The organism is Paraglaciecola aquimarina (assembly GCF_032464635.1).
GTDB classification, from domain to species: domain Bacteria; phylum Pseudomonadota; class Gammaproteobacteria; order Enterobacterales; family Alteromonadaceae; genus Paraglaciecola; species Paraglaciecola aquimarina.
Window position 1 is genome coordinate 1,174,261 of the sequence record NZ_JAWDIO010000002.1, and the last position, 18,144, is coordinate 1,192,404.

Below are 18,144 nucleotides of genomic sequence, written 5' to 3' on the forward strand. Positions count from 1 at the left end.
AGTAAGATAGTTATGGGTGTCTCAATAAGTTAATGATGGGTGTCTCAATTGGTTCGATGGGTGTCTCAATTGGTTCGGTGGATTAGTAAGACAGTTATGGGTGTCTCAATAAGTTGATTGGTTCGGTGGATTAGTAAGACAGTTATGGGTGTCTCAATAAGTTGCATTCAAGTCTTTTGCGTAAGGAAATACCGAGGATGCGGCGTAAGCGTCTACTTCTTTTTGTGGATGTCCCATATAGCGTTGCAAAAAACACTTGCTGCCACTCTTAAGAGCGAGTCAAAATTCATACTTAACATCAACATTGCCGTCATCCTTGGCGGCAGTGTTGATGTTTAAATTACTAGCAAATTAGCAGCTTGCACTATTCCATATCGAAGTGTTTATCAAAGAAGTTAGTAATAGTTGTGTATAAATGTATACCGGTCTTCTTACCTCTTATGCTGTGTTTTTACCTGGATAATCCATGCTTTCGAATGGAATAGCTAAGTCTTGTAAGTGTTTATACAACTTAGTGCTATTGGTAAAAAGTACGTTGTCATCGGCCATGCCATGATAGATCAATAAATCTCCTTTCAAGTCTTTTGCGTAAGGAAATACCGAGGATGCGGCGTAAGCGTCTACTTCTTTTTGTGGATGTCCCATATAGCGTTCGGTGTAGTGAGTGTCATATAGCCCCCAATCTGTTACCGGGGCTCCTGATACGCCTGCTTGGAAGTAATCCCCAGCTTTGAACATGGCCATCAATGTCATGTAACCACCATAGCTGTGGCCATATACGCCAATACGATTTGCATCGACATAGGGCAGTTTGCGTAAAAATTTAACTCCTTGAATTTGGTCGGCCAGCTCAATGCTGCCCATTTTTTTGTATAGTGGATCTTCAAAGGTTTTACCTCTGCCTTCTGATCCTCGGTTGTCGATGCTAAATACCACATAACCTTTTTGGGCCCAATACTGCATCAGTAAGCCACGATTGCCGCCCCAACTATCTTTGACAACTTGTGCTCCTGGACCACCATATAGATAGACAATAACAGGATGCTGACCTTGAATATTTTGCGGTTTGTACAAACGATAGAAAATTTCGGTGCCATCTTCTGCATTGAAGCTATCGATAGTCGGCTTGATCCAATTGGCTAGATAAGGCGAAAGAGGGTGTTTTTCGTCAATGCTGTTTTCACTTAACCAAGGTTAGTTGTTTACCTTGGGCATTGTGTAAACTAACTTGTTGTGGAGTATTAGTGGTAGAAAAACTGTCAATGTAGACGCGCGCATCATCACTAAAGGAAATAGAATGAAAACCGCTACGTTTAGTGACTTTTGTTATAGGGCCACCGTTTAAGCTAACTTGATATAAGTGTCTTTGAGTAGGGGTATCTGCTCGACCGGTGAAATAAACAATATTATTGGTTTGGTCAATTGCTTCAATTTCATCGACTATCCACTGGCCTTTCGTTAATTGTCGCACCAGTTGGCCGTTATTTGCATGTAAGTATAAATGTTTGTAGCCGTCTTTTTCAGATGCCCAGATGAAATGTTGTTGGTCTTTTAAAAAATGTAAATCCTCATTTAAGTTAACCCAAGTTTTGCTATTTTCCTCAAGTAATGTGTGTTGCTGCTTGGTTTTTATATTGAACGTTTTCAGAGCCAAATGTTGTTGACTACGATTTTGTACTTGATATGACAGGCTTTGGCTGTCTTGCAGCCAATTCACTCTGGCTAAGTAAATATCATGCTCTTGCCCTAAATCAATCCATTGCTTTTGCTTAGAAGCTAAATTCACAACCGCTAGTTTTACCTGTACATTGTTGGTGCCAGCACTGGGGTAACGTTGAGTGATCATTTTTATCGAGTCTGCATAGATTTCACTGCGGGTGATTTGTTCAACGGGCGATTCGTCAATTTGGGTGAAAGCAATGTGCGTTTCGTCTGGCGACCACCAGTATCCTGTCATTCGTTTCATTTCTTCTTGAGCAACAAACTCTGCCATAGCGTTTTTAACTGGGCCCTGGCCGTCTGTGGTTAAGCGTGTTTCTACACCACTTAGAATATGTTTGATGTATAAATCTTGATTACGTACATAAGATAAATAATTGCCTTTGGGTGATAACTTAACATCTGTTTCAAATTCTGGTGTGTTTAACACTTGCTGGGCTTTTTCATCGCCTAAACGATAATAAAAAGCGTCACCGGCTAAAGGAAATAATAAGGCTTTGCCATCATCTGACCACTCATAACTGACTATGCCAGAGCCGCTCAAGCGCATGCGTTCTCGACGGGCTTTTTCTTCGTCAGACAATACTTCTGGACCAGAACTCAAGTCGTTTGAATCAAATAGTAATTGAGTGTTGCCACTCTTAATGTCGTACTCCCAAAGGTCTAAACGTTCGTAGTCTGTTTTTTTACCCTGTAAAAAAGTAACACGTTGACCGTCCGGAGAAATTTTCAGTTTTTTTAAAGATGAGCCCTGCAGAGTAGGGGATTCAAAAATGCGTTCTATCGTTAAAGGTTTAGATTGACTAGGTTCACTTACTGCTTGAGTTGACAATATGCTTAAGCTGCACGTTAAAAGGCAAACGAGCTTTTTCATTGGTATTTCCTGTTTGAGTTCTGTCACAATCCCATAGGTTTGAGATAATATGCATGATTGAGTGGGACCACTTGTCCCGTGCGGCTATTGTAGAGTGTTCTGCTACGCAGGTAAAATTTACGCAACAAAGCGCAACAGACTTTAGGAATGTAATGCTTAAAACAGCTTTGGTATTGGGTGCCACCGGTTTGGTAGGGCAACAGCTTATCGCACAGCTCTGTTCTGACAGTCGTTACAAGTCTATTGTTTGTTTAGTGCGTAAACCTCTAGGTTATGAATTGGCCTTTAGTCATGACGATAAATTACAGCCTATTGTCATTGATTTTGCCGCCCTGCAAGATTATCAAGGGTATTTCGGTGTTGATCATGTGTATGTGTGCTTAGGTAGTACTATTAAAAAGGCGGGCAATAGAAAAGCCTTTCGCAAGGTTGATTTTGAATATATACATGTGGCGGCACAACTAGCTCGAGCGCAGCATGTACAGAGTTTTGTTTGGATTTCGTCGGTTGGCGCTAACGCTCAAAGCTCACTTTTTTATTTACGGGTAAAAGGCGAGCTAGAAAATGCGATTTTTAAACTGTCTGGCTTAGAGCATGCCTCTGCTGTTCGGCCATCTCTGCTGCTAGGAAACCGAAAGGAGCACCGCCTAGCAGAAAAAATTGGCGGGCTGCTGGCTGGCTTGTTATCCCCGCTATTCGTCGGCCCATTCGCTAAATACAAGCCTATTCAGGCTGCAGAGGTGGCGACAAAAATGATCCAGTTACAGGTGTTTTAAATTTGAAAGGCTTAGGGTTTCAGTTCAAACAGTTTTTTATTCAACACGCTCGCTGCGCAATGAAAGTTGGCACCGATAGCATTATGCTAGGTAGTTGGATTAATGTTGGCGCCGCTAAGCATATTCTAGACATTGGTACTGGCAGTGGATTATTAGCCCTCATGTTGGCGCAAAAAGCAGACTCCGATTGCAAAATAATCGGTATCGATATTGAAGCTGGAGCCATACAGCAAGCTAAGGAAAACGCGCTAGCTTGCCCGTGGGCAGAAAAACTAAACTTCGAGCATGTAGAGTTACAGCGCTATAGTACGGTGCTTAATTATGATCTTATTGTTTGTAATCCTCCTTATTTTGTTGTCAATCAAACCGCTAATTCGCAGCACTCTCAAGCCAAGCGGCTCACGGCCAGACAAACTAAGGACTTGTCTCATGCTGAGTTGTTGTCGTTTGTGGTTAAATACCTAACAGACAGTGGATACCTTTATTGTGTTTTGCCCGCAGAGGTGGGTAGGTTTTTCATACAGTTGGCGGCCGACATGGGGTTGTATTGTCGGTCTAAACTAGAGGTAAAAAGTAAATTTAATGGCAAGCCTATTCGTTTTTTGTTGCAATTTTCCAAAGTAAAATCAATCATGAAGTCACAGAGTATTAGTATTCACCAAGCGAATGGCGAATATTCGGTAGATTATAAAACTCTTTGCCGAGAATATTATCTGAATTTTTGACAGTAGTAGTTTGTATTGCCTATCTTTTTATTGTGATGACCACTTAATAAAGGGGAAATGATGAACGCATTTGAATTACCCAAATCTATTTTGTCACTAGCTGAAGAGTTACAAATCACGCAAATTAGTTGGTTGGGAGTGACAGTACAAATTCCCAAATTTGCAGTATATGCAATTATCGAAAACCCTCTTTTTGACAAAGTAATCTATAGGAATGGTCGAGAGATTGGCTTGTTAAATTTTGGCCGCTATAGCATTCCTATTTTAGATCCCTTCAGAGGCAACATTGAGCTTAAACCCAATTATGCTGTGGTCATTAGTCATAGCAGAGGGAATTTATTTGGCTTGTATGGATACCCAGCCGACTATGTTGATCCCGATGTGCATATTTCTTCATACCATGGTTCTGTGCCTAGAATTGTTCGAGATTATGTGTAGTAAACCTTAATTCTGGATAAGCCGAACCTCTCGATAACGCTCTTTTTGTCTCTAGCGGCGTTGGACTGTTTCGCTTAAACAATACTTATCATCCAGCACTCAGGTTACTTAGCCAGTGAGCTCAAGTATTCAATCGTTAAGCGCATTTCCAGTTTTCTATGGTGATAGTATGACAGCCCATCACTTATTTTATGAAAAGCTGTGCTTAGATTAGCAATGCCTTGAAAAATTTAAGCATCTCTTGGTAACCCTTTTTCGATACTACGAATTAATCGCTGAGTGACGCGGTTATCACTGGTTACCTCAATGGATGATGCTCGACGGGTTTGCTGTTCAATAGCCCAAGTAATATGCTCTGCCACTAACTCAGTTGCATTGTTCATTGCGCACTGCAGGGCGTCTACAATCTCTGGTGAATAAGGTGCGTTGCCTAAACCTACCGCAAGGTTTCTTTGCCAGCGTTCATAGCCTATTCGCCTGATTGCAGAGCCTTCGGTGTTTTTCAAAAAAGTAGGCTCGTCCCAGCTAAACAGCTGCAATAACTCTTTGCTCATCAGCTGTTGTCTAGGGTGAAAGTCTTGTTCGTCGGTAATATTGGCAAAGCGGTTCCAAGGACAAATGAGCTGACAATCATCACAGCCATAAATTCGATTGCCTATGAGTTGTCGGTATTGCTCTGGAATGGCACCTTTTTGTTCTATGGTTAAGTAAGAAATACAGCGCCGTGCATCTACTACATAGGGTTCAATTATGGCTTGGGTAGGGCATATGGTTAGACAAGCAGTGCAGTTACCACAGTTTTCTTGAGCTTGTTGATCAACTGGCAAGGGGATATTGACAAATAATTCTCCTAAGAAAAACCAAGAGCCGGCTTGTTTGTTAATCGTTAATGAATGCTTGCCTGTCCAACCTATCCCCGCTTTTTCGGCCAAGGCATGTTCAAGCACTGGAGCGGAGTCAACAAAAGGACGAAAATTCAGATGCTGACATTCGGTCTTTATTTTTTCGCCAAGTTTTTTCAATCGAGCTCGTAGCAATTTATGGTAGTCTCGGCCTAACGCATATCGACTAATATAAGCTTGATTCTTGTTTTTTAGCGTCTTGGCAAACTTAGCATCGGGTGGCAAGTAATCCATACGCACACTGATTACTCTGAGTGTTCCTGGTAACAGCTCGTCGGGTCTGGCACGTTTCATTCCGTGTTCAGACATATAGCTCATTTCACCTGCTAATCCTTGGTCTAGCCATTTTTGTAAGTGTTTTTCATGCTCGGTTAAATCAATGTCACTTATACCAAGTTGCTGAAAACCTAGCGCTTTTCCCCAATCCTTGATATTTTCAGCCAAACGTAATAATTCTGATGTGCTAAGTGATGACATTCTCAAACCTGTTAAACCCGCAAGCGAGTAAGATTTTAGCATACAAAGCTGTCAGTTCAGAACAAGTAAAAGCCCTAGAGCCAATTGCGGCTAAATCCGAAAATTGTACTATGTACCAACTGATGGCTAGAGCCGGTGAAGCGGCTTTTATGGTGTTGATGAGACATTGGCCGAATGCGCAAAAAATATTGGTAGTGGCTGGCAATGGCAATAATGCTGGAGATGCCTACATTGTGGCAACACTTGCCCATCAAAGCGGTAAAGATGTGTGGGTGATTTGCGAAGACCCAGCACGAAAATTGCCGGGCGACGGCGGAATTGCGCAAGCAAACTGGCAGCAAGTGTCAAGTAACACCTGTCGTTTTGACCAAGTACAGTTTAGCCAGTTTGAAGTTATAGTTGATGGCCTGTTAGGGACTGGGGTAAATGGCGACGTAAAAGCTCTTTTTCAGGAGCAAATTCTGAAAATCAACCGTGCAGAATTGCCCGTTTTAAGCCTCGATTTACCTTCGGGTATGCTGGCAAATACAGGCATAGCCTTACCCGTTTGTGTCGAGGCAGATATCACTATTACCTTCATTGCTCCCAAGCCAGGCTTTGTTAACGGGCATTGGCAAACAATATAGCGGGCGAATTGAATATGCGGATTTGGCTGTGGGCGACACATTTTATCAACTAGCACATGTACAGACTCAGGTCGTTAATTGGTCGGCGCTTAAGCCAATGGCTAGTCGGCCTTCAAATAGTAACAAAGGCTCTTTTGGTAAGTTACTTTGCATCGGTGGCAATCAAGGTATGCCTGGATCTATTCGTTTGACTGCTGAAGCTGCGCTGCGCTCAGGTGCAGGTTTAGTTAAAGTGTATTGCCACAAGTCGAGTGGTGCTCATGTTGTATCGGGCCGTCCTGAAATTATGTTGCAATACCAAGATCTAAAAGCTGCACTTGCTTGGTGTAGTTGCGTGGTGATTGGCCCAGGGTTGGGGCAAGATCAGTGGGCGGTTCAGAAATTAGATCAAGTGATAAAGTATCTCACTCATCATCCTAAACCTTTGGTTTTAGATGCTGATGCGCTGAACCTATTAGCCCGTAAAAAAAGTAAGAAAGATGTAAAAGCACTCTTTGCTGAACTAAAAGCTTGCGTGCTTACCCCTCACCTATGGAGAAGCGGCACGATTGCTCAATTGCGAAATTAGTGCAATTGAAAATGATCGTTTTCTAGGGAGTAAACAAATAGCAGATAGCTTTATGAGTACATGTATTCTAAAAGGTAACGGCACCTTAATTTACTCCCATACACAGGATACTGAAGAGCAATGTCATGGTGTGTGTAACGGTGGAAACCCAGGCATGGCTACAGCAGGTATGGGGGATTTGCTAACTGGCATTGTAGGGGCGCTATTAGCTCAAGGCATGACTGAGCAACAAGCCGCGACCTACGCTGTATGTGCACATGCAGAAGCGGGAGATCGAGTTGCCAGAGAGTATGGTCAACGTGGTATGATTGCATCAGACTTGTTACAGCCTTTACGAGCGATTATAAACCTATTATGAACTTATCATCCGTCACTCCATCCAATAACACGGTACTACAATTTTATTTAGCAGATGAAGAGGCTACAGTTGCTTTAGCTCGTAAGCTCAGTAGACATTGTAGTCAAGCAATAGTGATATATTTAGAAGGAGATTTAGGTGTAGGTAAAACCACTTTTAGCCGTGGCTTTATTCAAGGTCTGGGTCATAAAGGAAAAGTTAAAAGCCCTACTTATACCCTAGTCGAGCCTTATGAATTAGAAAACTGGAAGGTCTTTCATTTTGATTTGTATCGTTTGTCTGATCCAGAAGAACTAGAATTTATGGGTATCCGAGACTACTTTGCTGAAGATTGTATTTGCATTGTTGAATGGCCGGATAAAGGCGCTGGGCTCTTGGCAGCAGCGGATTTACACATTAGTATTGAATATAACCAATCAGCACGTACTTTATCTATGCAAGCTCAGTCAGGTAAAGGACAGGAATTACTTACACATTTTGCGAAATAGAAACTAACAATGCAGACGTTTTGGCTCAAAAAAATTAGACTACTCCTGACCAGCATCTTGTTGTTTGTGCTTAGTTTTAGCACCTTTGCGCAAAATAATATTGAAGGCTTACGCATTTGGCCGTCACCTTCCACAACTCGTCTAGTATTTGATCTTGCCGACACCCCTAAATTTACCTATTTCACCTTAAGTAAACCAGAGCGTTTGGTTATCGATATTGAGAACACCAAAAAGTCTTTCAATTTTTCAAACATCACCAATGACAGTAAGCTGGTTAAAAAGGTGCGCTACAGTACAGCCAAAAATAAGCAGGCTGTGCGCGTGGTTATTGAGTTAAGTAAAAAATTAGACAAAACTGTCTTTGCGTTAACGCCAACAGCACCATACGGCGACAGATTGGTGGTTGATTTAAATGATGGTGCAGCACCTACTACCCCGCAAATTGTTTTGGATGCTAAGTCTAGTCCCGATAGAGATATTATAGTGGTGCTTGATGCAGGGCATGGTGGCGAAGATCCGGGCTCCATTGGACCAGCTCGAAGCTATGAGAAAAACATTACCCTAGGTATCGCCAAACGCTTGCAGGGCCTTATTCAACAAGAAAAAGGTATGAAAGCAGTGATGACCCGAACAGGCGATTATTATATTTCTCCGAATAAACGCCCGGAAATTGCTCGAAAACACAAAGCGGATTTGTTTGTTTCTATTCATGCTGATGCGTTTACCACGCCGCAACCTAGTGGCGCGTCTGTATGGGTCTTATCGATGAAGCGAGCAAACAGTGAGTTAGGTCGATGGATGGAAAGAACAGAACGTCACTCTGAATTATTGGGTGGCGCTGCAGAAATTATTCAAGATACAGCGAGCGAACGTTATTTAACAGAAGCGCTGCTGGATATGTCGATGGATCATTCACTGACCACCAGTTATGACTTAAGTCGTGATGTCATTAGTCAGCTTAAACGTATGACTAAAATGCATAAAAAGACGCCACAGGCAGCAAGTTTGGCAGTGTTAACCTCGCCCGATATTCCGTCTATTTTGGTTGAAACGGGTTTTATTTCTAATCCTCGGGAAGAAAAAAACCTCAACTGGTCAGCCTATAGACAAAAATTAGCGGTTTCAATATTTGCCGGTATAAAGCAACATTTTAGAGATTCTCCTCCAGATGGCTCGTTATGGGCAAGACAAAAAAGAGAAACTCGTACTCATAAAGTTCGCAGTGGCGAATCCCTATCGTTATTGGCGCAGCGTTACAACGTACCGATTAGCCAAATTAAACGAGCAAATAATTTAAGTAGTAACGTTGTAAAAATTGGCCAAGTGTTAACCATTCCAAGAACGTAATTCAATCAATTTATATTTATATCAAGGCGATAGTGTGTCAATTCAGATACTTCCAGCGAGACTTGCTAACCAAATTGCTGCCGGCGAGGTAGTAGAACGCCCTTCCTCTGTCGTCAAAGAGTTAGTAGAAAACAGTTTAGATTCTGCTGCTACGAGTATCGAAATCGAAATTGAGAAAGGTGGTCATAAGCGCATTTTAATTAGAGATAACGGCTCGGGTATCGCCAGTGATGAGTTAGCGCTGGCATTGAGTCGTCATGCAACCAGTAAAATTACATGCTTAGATGATTTAGAAGCTATTCATAGTTTAGGTTTTCGGGGAGAGGCGCTAGCCAGTATTAGCTCAGTGGCGCGGTTGACGCTAACCTCTAAACCCGAAAAGCAACAACAAGCTTGGCAAGCTCATTGCGAGGGGCGAGATATGCAAGTGCAGGTCAATCCTGTCGCACATCCAGCCGGAACGAGTGTCGATGTTGCTGATTTGTTTTTTAATACTCCCGCTAGGCGTAAATTTCTAAAAACCGAAAAAACCGAGTTTGCGCATATTGATGAGGTGGTAAGGCGGATTGCCCTTAGCCGGTTTGATGTTAGTTTTAGCCTCAAACATAATGGCAAAGTTGTACGAAAATATCCGGCAATAAGTGCGTCTGGAAATAAAATAAAGCGTTTAACTGCTATTTGTGGAAAAGGGTTTACCGATGCTTGCTTAGAAATTAATAGTCAGTATCAAAAGTTTGAGTTACACGGTTGGATGTTACCACCAACTGAGTTAGCGTCGGGCCATGAGTTTCAGTATGTTTACGTAAATGGCAGAATGATGCGGGATAAATTAATCAATCATGCTATTCGACAAGCCTTTGAAGGTATTGACAATGCCGAGTTTCGACCAGGATACGTATTGTATCTGAGTATTGAGCACGACCAAGTCGATGTGAACGTACATCCGGCCAAACATGAAGTGAGATTTCATCAAGCGCGATTGGTGCATGACTTTATTTTTCGAGCGTTAAGTGACGTACTGAAACAATACTTGCAAAATGAAAACTCGGGATCAGCGACTACGGTATTGCCGCCAGTTGAACCCGATCATGACTATATTCAACCATTGCGGCCGGTAGCAGAGCCATACGTGCATGAGGGTCACACAAGTCAGTACACTGGCGGTCATGTTCGTTCAGAGCAAGGCTCACCCCAAGGTCGATTTGCTGCTAAGTCAAACACCGCTAAAATGCCAACAGCAAAAGATCAGAATCAATCATTTGGTCACTACCAACAGTTAATGGGGCGCTCGGAATTTGAAAATGATGTGGCTGATAAATCTGAGCCAGGCCAATGGTTGCGATTGGATGATGACAGAATGTTGCTTACTGCAAGTGGTCAATATTTTCAGATGTCGGTCAGTAAGTTGCAATATTTAGTGTTGGCTAAAACCTATCAAGATAGCGTACCTGTCAGCCAACCTTTGCTAATGCCTATTTCAATTGAGGCCGATTTGACATTATTGGCACAAGCTAAATTATTGTACCAACCACTATTAGCAAGCAGTGTAGAAATTGGATGGGCACCCAAAAGAGTGATTTTGCGTAAAGTTCCAGCGGGGCTTAGGCAAGTTAGTTGGGGTGACTGCTTAGCGAGTATTTTAACCTGCAGCTCACTAGATGTTGATGAAGTACGTAAACACTTACTTACTAAGGTGGCGAGTATTAATAAAGTGAATAATAATCAGATACAGCATTTGTGGCAGCAATTTATGCTTAACTCAACGGATGCTATAGGTCAATTAACCTTACACGCTAGCCCAATCTTGTTAAATGAGTTGTTGACTAAATATGACACCTAATTCTTTGCCACAGCAAAATATAGAGAAAAACTCTGAGCTTCCCAAAGCATTGTTTTTAATGGGCCCAACAGCATCTGGCAAAACCGAGTTAGCCATACAATTGTGTGAGCGCTTTCCTTGTGAAATTGTCAGTGTTGATTCGGCATTAATCTATAAAGATATGAATATTGGTACGGCAAAACCGAATGCAGAAGAGTTAAAGCGAGCGCCGCACCAATTGATTGATATTTTAGATCCCGCAGAAAGTTACTCGGTAGCTGAATTCAGGCGGGATGCACTGCAAGCCATGAATGAAATTGTTGCCAGAGGCAATATACCACTTTTAGTGGGTGGCACTATGATGTATTACAAAGCGTTAGTAGATGGTTTGTCGCCATTGCCAGAATCAGACGCAGCGGTGCGTAAAGTCATCGAGCAACAAGCGGACGAATTGGGATGGGAAGCGTTGCATCTTAAACTGGCTGAGATCGATCCGGTATCTGCACAGCGGATTCATCCAAATGACCCTCAAAGATTAACTAGAGCACTCGAAGTCTACGCCTTAACGCAACGTTCTATGACAGAGTTAATGGCCACTAAGTCGGCGCCAATCCCTTTTGAAATCAATCAATTTAGTATCGCGCCACAAGATCGCGCGGTGCTGCATGAGCGAATTGGTTTACGCTTTCAAATGATGCTTGATGCGGGTTTCCAACAAGAAGTAGAGTGCTTAAAACGCCGCGAAGATTTGCACTTGAATTTGCCGTCGATGCGCTGTGTAGGTTATCGGCAAATGTGGCAATATTTAGATAACGAGTTTGATTTTGACGAAATGCGGAATAAGTCGCTCGCCGCCACTCGACAGTTAGCCAAAAGACAATTAACATGGTTACGTGGGTGGGAAAATATTTATGCATTAGATACTTTCGGAAAAGACAATATATCAAAAGTCATAAAACAAAGCGGTATTCGTGCTTAGTCGAGCCTATACAGCTAAATCAATTACTGTATAATCGCATTTTGCGAAACAAATAATAAAAAGAAAGGATGAATCATGGCAAAAGGGCAATCATTACAAGACCCATTTCTCAATGCGTTGCGTAAAGAACGTATTCCTGTATCGATTTATTTGGTCAATGGTATTAAACTCCAAGGCCAAGTAGAGTCCTTCGATCAGTTTGTAATTTTACTTAAAAATACTGTTAGTCAAATGGTTTATAAACATGCTATTTCTACTGTTGTACCTTCTAGAGCTATTCCTATGCCTAGCACGGGTCAAGCTGATTCAGACGAAGGTTAATTTGATAGGTAGAGGAGAGCGGCTTGTTTGACCGTTATGAAGCAGGTGAGCAAGCTGTTTTAGTACATGTAGAATTTGCTGATGAAAATACGAAAGAAGATTTATTAGAACTTCAATTGCTGGTGTCTTCTGCGGGCGTCAACGCAATTGATGTTGTATCGGGATCACGTCAAGCTCCCCATCCTCGTTATTTTGTTGGTAGTGGAAAAGCAGAAGAAATAGCCAATGCAGTGCGCACTCAGCAAGCTGATATTGTTATTTTCAATCATAGTTTGTCTCCCTCACAAGAACGTAATTTAGAAGCACTTTGTAAATGCAGGGTGTTGGATAGGACTGGGTTGATCCTCGATATATTTGCTCAACGGGCCAGAACCCATGAAGGTAAGTTGCAAGTCGAGTTAGCTCAGCTTCGGCATATTAGTACGCGATTGATCCGCGGCTGGACCCACCTCGATAAACAAAAAGGCGGAATAGGCCTGCGCGGACCGGGTGAAAGTCAACTAGAAACCGACAGACGATTATTGCGTGCACGTATTAAAAGCATTTTACGTCGATTAGAAAAAGTACAAAAGCAACGAGAGCAGGGGCGTCGAGCAAGAATTCGTGCAGAGATCCCTACGGTTTCTTTAGTGGGGTATACCAACGCTGGTAAGTCTACTTTATTCAATGAAATGACCAATGCCGCGGTTTATGCCGCCGATCAGTTATTTGCGACCCTAGATCCAACCCTTAGAAAAATTCAGTTACAAGATGTTGGCTCAGCTATTCTTGCCGACACGGTTGGTTTTATTCGACATCTCCCCCATGATCTAATTGCTGCTTTTAAAGCGACCTTACAAGAAACACAACAGGCCAACTTGCTTTTGCATGTTGTTGATTACTCTGATGACCAATTCAGAGAGAATATCGACCAAGTCAATGACGTTTTACAAGAGATTGATGCAGACGAAATTCAACAATTGGTTGTTTGCAATAAAATTGACAGGATGGAAGGTGTAGACGCTAAAATAGACCGCAATGAAGAAGGCGTACCCGTCCGAGTGTGGTTATCAGCTCAGCAAGGGGTAGGAGTTGATTTGTTACTCCAAGCTATTACTGAGTGCCTATCTGAGAATATGGTGCGACATTGTCTGTCTATTCCTTCAAGCAAAAGTAACCTGAGGGGAGTGTTTTTTGAGATGAATTGTATTTCATCAGAAAGTTATTCCGAAGAGGGTAACTGGCTGGTGGATGTGTGTATGGAAGAAAGTGATTGGCTTAGATTAATAAAGCGAGTCGACGAAAATTTAGAGTCGTACGTAATAAAACATTAATTTGATGGATTTGTTAGCTAAAACAGAGCCATTTTTGCAGAATTCGTATATTTATTGAATTAACTAGTTGGAGAGTAATGATGGCTTGGAATGAGCCCGGTGGTAACAACAACGATCCTTGGAAAAATAAGGGTGGCAAGAATCAAGGGCCACCAGATTTAGACGAGGTATTTAAGAACTTAATGAGTAAATTTGGCAAGTTTGGCGGCGGTGATGGTAAATCATCCGGCGGCAAGGGCCTAGGTGGAATTGGTGCTATCGTTATTGTGGGGATTTTGGTCGCTGCATGGGCGGTGAGCGGTTTTTACACAATTCGAGAAGCAGAGCGTGGCGTGGTTTTACGGTTTGGCGAATTCAGTCATTTTGTTGAGCTAGGACTGCGTTGGAAGCCTAGCTTTATTGACACAGTAAGACTGGTTGATGTGCAAACTGTTCGCTCAATGCCTTCGTCAGGTTCAATGTTAACCGAAGACGAAAACGTAGTACGTGTTGAGATGGAAGTGCAGTACCGAATTCTAGAGCCTTACAAATACAGTTTTGCTGTCACTAGCCCAGAAGAAAGTTTAAGTCAGGCTTTTGATAGTGCGATTCGTTATGTTGTCGGTCACTCAAAAATGGATGATGTTTTAACGTCTGGTCGTGAAAGTGCCAGACAAAGTGTTCGTGACGAGTTAACGTCTATTATCGAATCTTACGATATGGGGATTTCAATTGTCGACATGAACTTCAAGGATGCTCGACCTCCAGAAGAGGTAAAAGAAGCATTTGATGATGCGATTGCCGCACAAGAAGACGAGCAAAGGTTCATTAATGAAGCCGAAGCTTACTCTAGAGAGATTGAGCCAAGAGCACGTGGACAAGTTAACCGTATGGCGCAAGAAGCACAAGCCTACAAAGAGCGTGTAACCTTGGAAGCACAAGGTGAGATTGCGCGTTTCGAAGAACTGTTGCCGCAATATACTGCTGCACCAGAAGTGACTCGGAGCCGTATTTATTTAGAAACTTTGGAAGAAGTATACTCAAATACTAGTAAGATTTTGGTGGATACCGAAGGTACTGGCAACATGATGTATTTACCTTTAGACAAAATTCTAGAAAAACAATCTGGGCCGACTGTTCCAGCCAATATCCGCAGCACGCTGGAAGGTTTACGTAATCTAGACCCTGATCCACAACCAGTATCAAGCAATTCCAGAAGCTCACGTAGCGCTGACCGTAGTGGGAGAAACTAGGCTATGAAGAATTTTTAATTGTTATCGTAGTGGCGCTTGGCCTACTTACATTTGGTTCGCTGTTTGTGGTAGAAGAAGGCAATAAAGCGATTGTTATTCAGTTCGGTAAAGTGCAAAGAGACAGTGATACCGATGCAACTACAGTGTTTGAACCCGGGTTACATTTCAAGCTTCCGTTTTTTGACCGTGTAGTGAAGTTGGATGCTCGTATTCAGACTTTGGACGAAGTACCAGACCGCTTTGTGACATCAGAGAAGAAAGACTTAATTGTCGATCTGTATGTAAAATGGAAAATCAAAGACTTCGCTAAGTATTATCTTGCCACTGGTGGTATTAAAAGTAGCGCAGAAGTATTACTACAACAAAAAGTGAACAATGGATTACGTTCTGAATTTGGTACGCGTACTATTCAGCAGATTGTCTCTGGCGAACGCTCTGAGTTGATGGACGAAGCTATGGCACAAGCCTCAACCAGTTCTGACGAGCTAGGTATAGAAATTGTTGATGTACGAGTTAAGCAGATTAACTTACCACCAGAGGTGCGTAATTTTATCTTCCAACGTATGCGCACTGAGCGTGAAGCAGTGGCAAGAGAACATCGCTCTGAAGGTAAGGAAAAAGCCGAATTTATCAAAGCCGATATCGACGCTAAAGTCACAGTTATGTTAGCAGATGCAGAACGTAATTTACGTAAACTGAAAGGTGAAGGTGATGCACAAGCCGCTCAGATTTATGCAGAAACGTATACCAAAGACCCAGAGTTTTATAGTTTCTTGCGTAGTATGGATGCCTACAAAAAGAGCTTTAGTTCTAAACAAGATGTATTGGTTGTCGAACCAGACAGTGACTTCTTTAGATATATGAAGGGACAGAAGGGTAAATAAACAGCGTATTTATTTACTAAAAAAGCGCCAACATTTGGCGCTTTTTTATTTTCTAGGATACACGTCAAAATAATAAAAAGTGGGTATTGCAGGTATTCAGAACTGAATATGAATCAACCTAGTGCAGTTCAGTTGGAGTCTGATTTGACTTTAGATGTACGCAAAACTCTTCAAATGGCAATGGCCTGCTAAATAAATAGCCTTGAGCAAATTGGCATTTATTTTCAATTAAAAAATCTTTTTGTAACAGAGTTTCAACCCCTTCAGCGATAACCCCCATATTCAAACTTTTCGCCATCGCAATAACCGCTAATACTATTGCCGCTTCACTGTCTCCATTGGTAGCATTATTGGTCAGTGACATAATAAATGAACGATCTATTTTGATATGATCAATAGGCAGTTTTTGTAAGTACGCAAGAGAGCTATAGCCAGTGCCAAAATCGTCAATGGATACACTTACCCCTAACTGCCGCAGCTTACTTAGTAGGTAATGCACTCTTTCGTAGTTATCGATCAACACACCTTCGGTCAATTCTAATTCGAGTAATTTCGGTGAAATACTCTCTTTGTTTAACTTTGTTTTGATGAAATCAAATAATTGGCGATCACTGACCTGACGAGGAGACAAATTAACCGACATTATTATCTCATAGCCTTGCTGTTGTATAACGGCCAATAGCCTGCATGCTTCAGCTATTATCCATTTACCAATGGGAATAATTAAGCCTGTCTGCTCTGCTAAAGGAATAAATTGGTCAGGAGGTATCAATTGTCCGTCAGCACGTCGCCATCTGATTAAGGCTTCAGCTTTGACTATTTTATTGGATGCAATATTAATAATAGGCTGGAGAAATAACTCAAATTCCTGCTCTGAAATGGCATTACGTAAAGAGTCTTCCATCTCAATACGTTTGAGTGACGCATCGACAAGTTTTTTCGAGTAAAAGGCCAATCCACTTTTGGTGTCTTTTTTGGCTGTAAACACAGCTAAATCGGCGTACTTCATTAACTCTTCAGCATTATTCGAATCGGTTGGAAATGCCGCCGCACCAACACTCAAGCCGACATTGCACTTGATATTAGAATCGAAATAAAACGGTAACGAACAAGTAGAAATCAAATCATTTACGAACTTTGTGCATTGAGCTTGGTCTTCGGTAGAAAACTGAGTATGCATATGATCGAGTTCCATAATGATGGCAAACTCAGTCCCGCCAATTCGTGCTACTAGCTCGTTGACTCTGGCTATGGTATTCAGCCGTTTAGACAGTTCTTTTATCAGTCTGTCGCCTACTAGATGGCCGTGTAGTTCGTTAATTCGTTTGAAGTACTTAATGTCTATGTAGAGTAAATAAAACGGCCTATTGTGGCTAATCTTACTTTCTAATTGCTGCCAAAAATATTGACGGTTGGGTAAATCAGTTAAGACATCAAAATGGGTTAATTTCTCATTTCGTTTCAATAGGAACTTAACTTGTGTGACGTCACTAACGCTTAACAACCAGTATAAAACTGATTGGTTTTCATCTTTTATTGGATAAATTGCTACTTTAAACCATTTGCCTTGTTCTGGAGGATTGAGCCAACACAGTTCCCCTACCCAAGGGCTACAGGTACTCATAACTCTTTCATATTCAGGGTATTGTTTTTTAAATAACTCTAACAGCAGCTTATCTACTGGCAATTGAATCTTAATATGAGAGTCGCTAAATAGACTTTCTAGTGCTGGGTTTCCTGTGATCAATTGCAATTTAGGGTCAAGAATCGCCACACCTAAATCCGTTTGTTCTAATGCTTGTAAAACGGGTTGTTGAATAGTTTTAGAATTGTCGATTTGTTGCATCATGCTATCTATTTTAGCGTGTAGAAAATCATGCTGCTCAACGAATTTATCGCTTGATATCAATACTTCTCTGGCTATTTGCAGTGTTTGTTGTTTCTCTTCAAATTGCTGTTTGATATTGTGAACAACTAAATAGCACTTCCCTTGCTTAACAAACGCGGCAGCTTCTAGCCTAAAGGTTTGTTCCGCTCGTTTTTCAGACCAAATACCTGAATCAATCTTACCTTCTTTTTGCCCATCCCAGAGCTCACCGGCATCAATTAAAAAATCTTCTAGGTAAATTGAATTTTGCTGAAACGAAAAAGGCTGACTACTTTTGGATTCTGGGAGTATTAAGTCAAGCCATTGACTTTTGTTGTACAACACTTCAAATTTGTTCTCTGATATACGTTCTAAGATTACGCAATCTAGCAGGTTTAATGCGTGAAAAAGAGAAGTGTCCATATCAAAGT

16 protein-coding genes and 1 pseudogene are annotated in these 18,144 nt (G+C 41.7%); 14 read left to right on the forward strand and 3 right to left on the reverse strand.

What is annotated here, in order from left to right; all coding sequences use genetic code 11:
* Window positions 1-364: 364 nt before the first annotated feature.
* Window positions 365-2,593: pseudogene (locus RS130_RS06420) on the reverse strand (S9 family peptidase).
* 152 nt (window positions 2,594-2,745) lie between these two features.
* Here RS130_RS06420 and RS130_RS06425 point away from each other — a divergent pair.
* Genes RS130_RS06425 through RS130_RS06435 form a run of 3 tightly spaced genes read left to right on the forward strand, consistent with a single transcriptional unit; the run spans window position 2,746 to window position 4,532 of the window.
* A complete protein-coding gene (locus RS130_RS06425) occupies window positions 2,746-3,369 on the forward strand; it encodes an NAD(P)H-binding protein (RefSeq protein ID WP_316025268.1) in 624 nt (207 codons plus the stop codon).
* Window positions 3,370-3,371: 2 nt separating this feature from the next.
* Entirely contained in the window at window positions 3,372-4,094 is a 723-nt protein-coding gene (locus tag RS130_RS06430; RefSeq protein ID WP_316025269.1) for a tRNA1(Val) (adenine(37)-N6)-methyltransferase, read from the forward strand.
* A gap of 57 nt (window positions 4,095-4,151) precedes the next feature.
* Window positions 4,152-4,532 carry a hypothetical protein gene (locus RS130_RS06435; protein WP_316025270.1) on the forward strand — a complete coding sequence of 127 codons (381 nt, stop codon included), beginning with the start codon at window positions 4,152-4,154 and terminating at the stop codon, window positions 4,530-4,532.
* A gap of 230 nt (window positions 4,533-4,762) precedes the next feature.
* Here the strand turns inward: RS130_RS06435 and queG are convergent, their stop codons facing one another.
* Window positions 4,763-5,911 (reverse strand): tRNA epoxyqueuosine(34) reductase QueG, encoded by a 1,149-nt coding sequence (gene queG, locus RS130_RS06440; RefSeq protein WP_316025271.1) that lies wholly within the window; start codon window positions 5,909-5,911, stop codon window positions 4,763-4,765.
* Here queG and RS130_RS06445 point away from each other — a divergent pair.
* The 11 genes from RS130_RS06445 (at window position 5,905) to hflC (ending at window position 15,846) form a co-directional block, all read left to right on the forward strand.
* The gene (locus RS130_RS06445) at window positions 5,905-6,537 is read left to right on the forward strand and encodes an NAD(P)H-hydrate epimerase (RefSeq protein WP_316025272.1); all 633 of its coding nucleotides are present in this window, start codon (window positions 5,905-5,907) and stop codon (window positions 6,535-6,537) included. The two genes, queG and RS130_RS06445, sit on opposite strands and share 7 nt — an antisense overlap.
* Window positions 6,509-7,105 carry an ADP-dependent NAD(P)H-hydrate dehydratase gene (locus RS130_RS06450; protein WP_316025273.1) on the forward strand — a complete coding sequence of 199 codons (597 nt, stop codon included), beginning with the start codon at window positions 6,509-6,511 and terminating at the stop codon, window positions 7,103-7,105. Before RS130_RS06445 ends, RS130_RS06450 begins: the two co-directional genes overlap by 29 nt.
* Window positions 7,086-7,463, forward strand: coding sequence for an ADP-dependent NAD(P)H-hydrate dehydratase (locus tag RS130_RS06455; protein ID WP_316025274.1), 378 nt, complete (start codon window positions 7,086-7,088; stop codon window positions 7,461-7,463). Before RS130_RS06450 ends, RS130_RS06455 begins: the two co-directional genes overlap by 20 nt.
* Complete coding sequence (gene tsaE, locus RS130_RS06460) at window positions 7,460-7,951, forward strand: tRNA (adenosine(37)-N6)-threonylcarbamoyltransferase complex ATPase subunit type 1 TsaE (RefSeq protein ID WP_316025275.1); 492 nt, start codon at window positions 7,460-7,462, stop codon at window positions 7,949-7,951. The genes RS130_RS06455 and tsaE overlap by 4 nt, the downstream gene beginning before the upstream one ends.
* A 9-nt stretch (window positions 7,952-7,960) precedes the next feature.
* Window positions 7,961-9,298, forward strand: a complete 1,338-nt coding sequence (locus RS130_RS06465) for an N-acetylmuramoyl-L-alanine amidase (protein WP_316025276.1) — start codon at window positions 7,961-7,963, stop codon at window positions 9,296-9,298.
* A gap of 34 nt (window positions 9,299-9,332) precedes the next feature.
* Entirely contained in the window at window positions 9,333-11,138 is a 1,806-nt protein-coding gene (mutL, locus tag RS130_RS06470; protein WP_316025277.1) for a DNA mismatch repair endonuclease MutL, read from the forward strand.
* Complete coding sequence (miaA, locus tag RS130_RS06475; RefSeq protein ID WP_316025278.1) at window positions 11,128-12,096, forward strand: tRNA (adenosine(37)-N6)-dimethylallyltransferase MiaA; 969 nt, start codon at window positions 11,128-11,130, stop codon at window positions 12,094-12,096. Before mutL ends, miaA begins: the two co-directional genes overlap by 11 nt.
* Before the next feature lie 75 nt (window positions 12,097-12,171).
* Window positions 12,172-12,417, forward strand: a complete 246-nt coding sequence (gene hfq, locus RS130_RS06480) for an RNA chaperone Hfq (RefSeq protein WP_158965941.1) — start codon at window positions 12,172-12,174, stop codon at window positions 12,415-12,417.
* Between the two features lie 23 nt (window positions 12,418-12,440).
* On the forward strand, window positions 12,441-13,730 hold the full coding sequence (hflX, locus tag RS130_RS06485; RefSeq protein WP_316025279.1) for a ribosome rescue GTPase HflX: 1,290 nt from the start codon (window positions 12,441-12,443) through the stop codon (window positions 13,728-13,730).
* An 80-nt stretch (window positions 13,731-13,810) separates the two neighbouring features.
* Window positions 13,811-14,962: an FtsH protease activity modulator HflK gene (gene hflK, locus RS130_RS06490; protein WP_316027990.1), complete on the forward strand. Its 1,152-nt coding sequence runs from the start codon at window positions 13,811-13,813 to the stop codon at window positions 14,960-14,962.
* Between the two features lie 17 nt (window positions 14,963-14,979).
* A complete protein-coding gene (hflC, locus tag RS130_RS06495; protein ID WP_316027991.1) occupies window positions 14,980-15,846 on the forward strand; it encodes a protease modulator HflC in 867 nt (288 codons plus the stop codon).
* Window positions 15,847-15,964: 118 nt separating this feature from the next.
* Here the strand turns inward: hflC and RS130_RS06500 are convergent, their stop codons facing one another.
* A complete protein-coding gene (locus tag RS130_RS06500) occupies window positions 15,965-18,136 on the reverse strand; it encodes a sensor domain-containing protein (protein ID WP_316025280.1) in 2,172 nt (723 codons plus the stop codon).
* Window positions 18,137-18,144 lie beyond the last annotated feature (8 nt).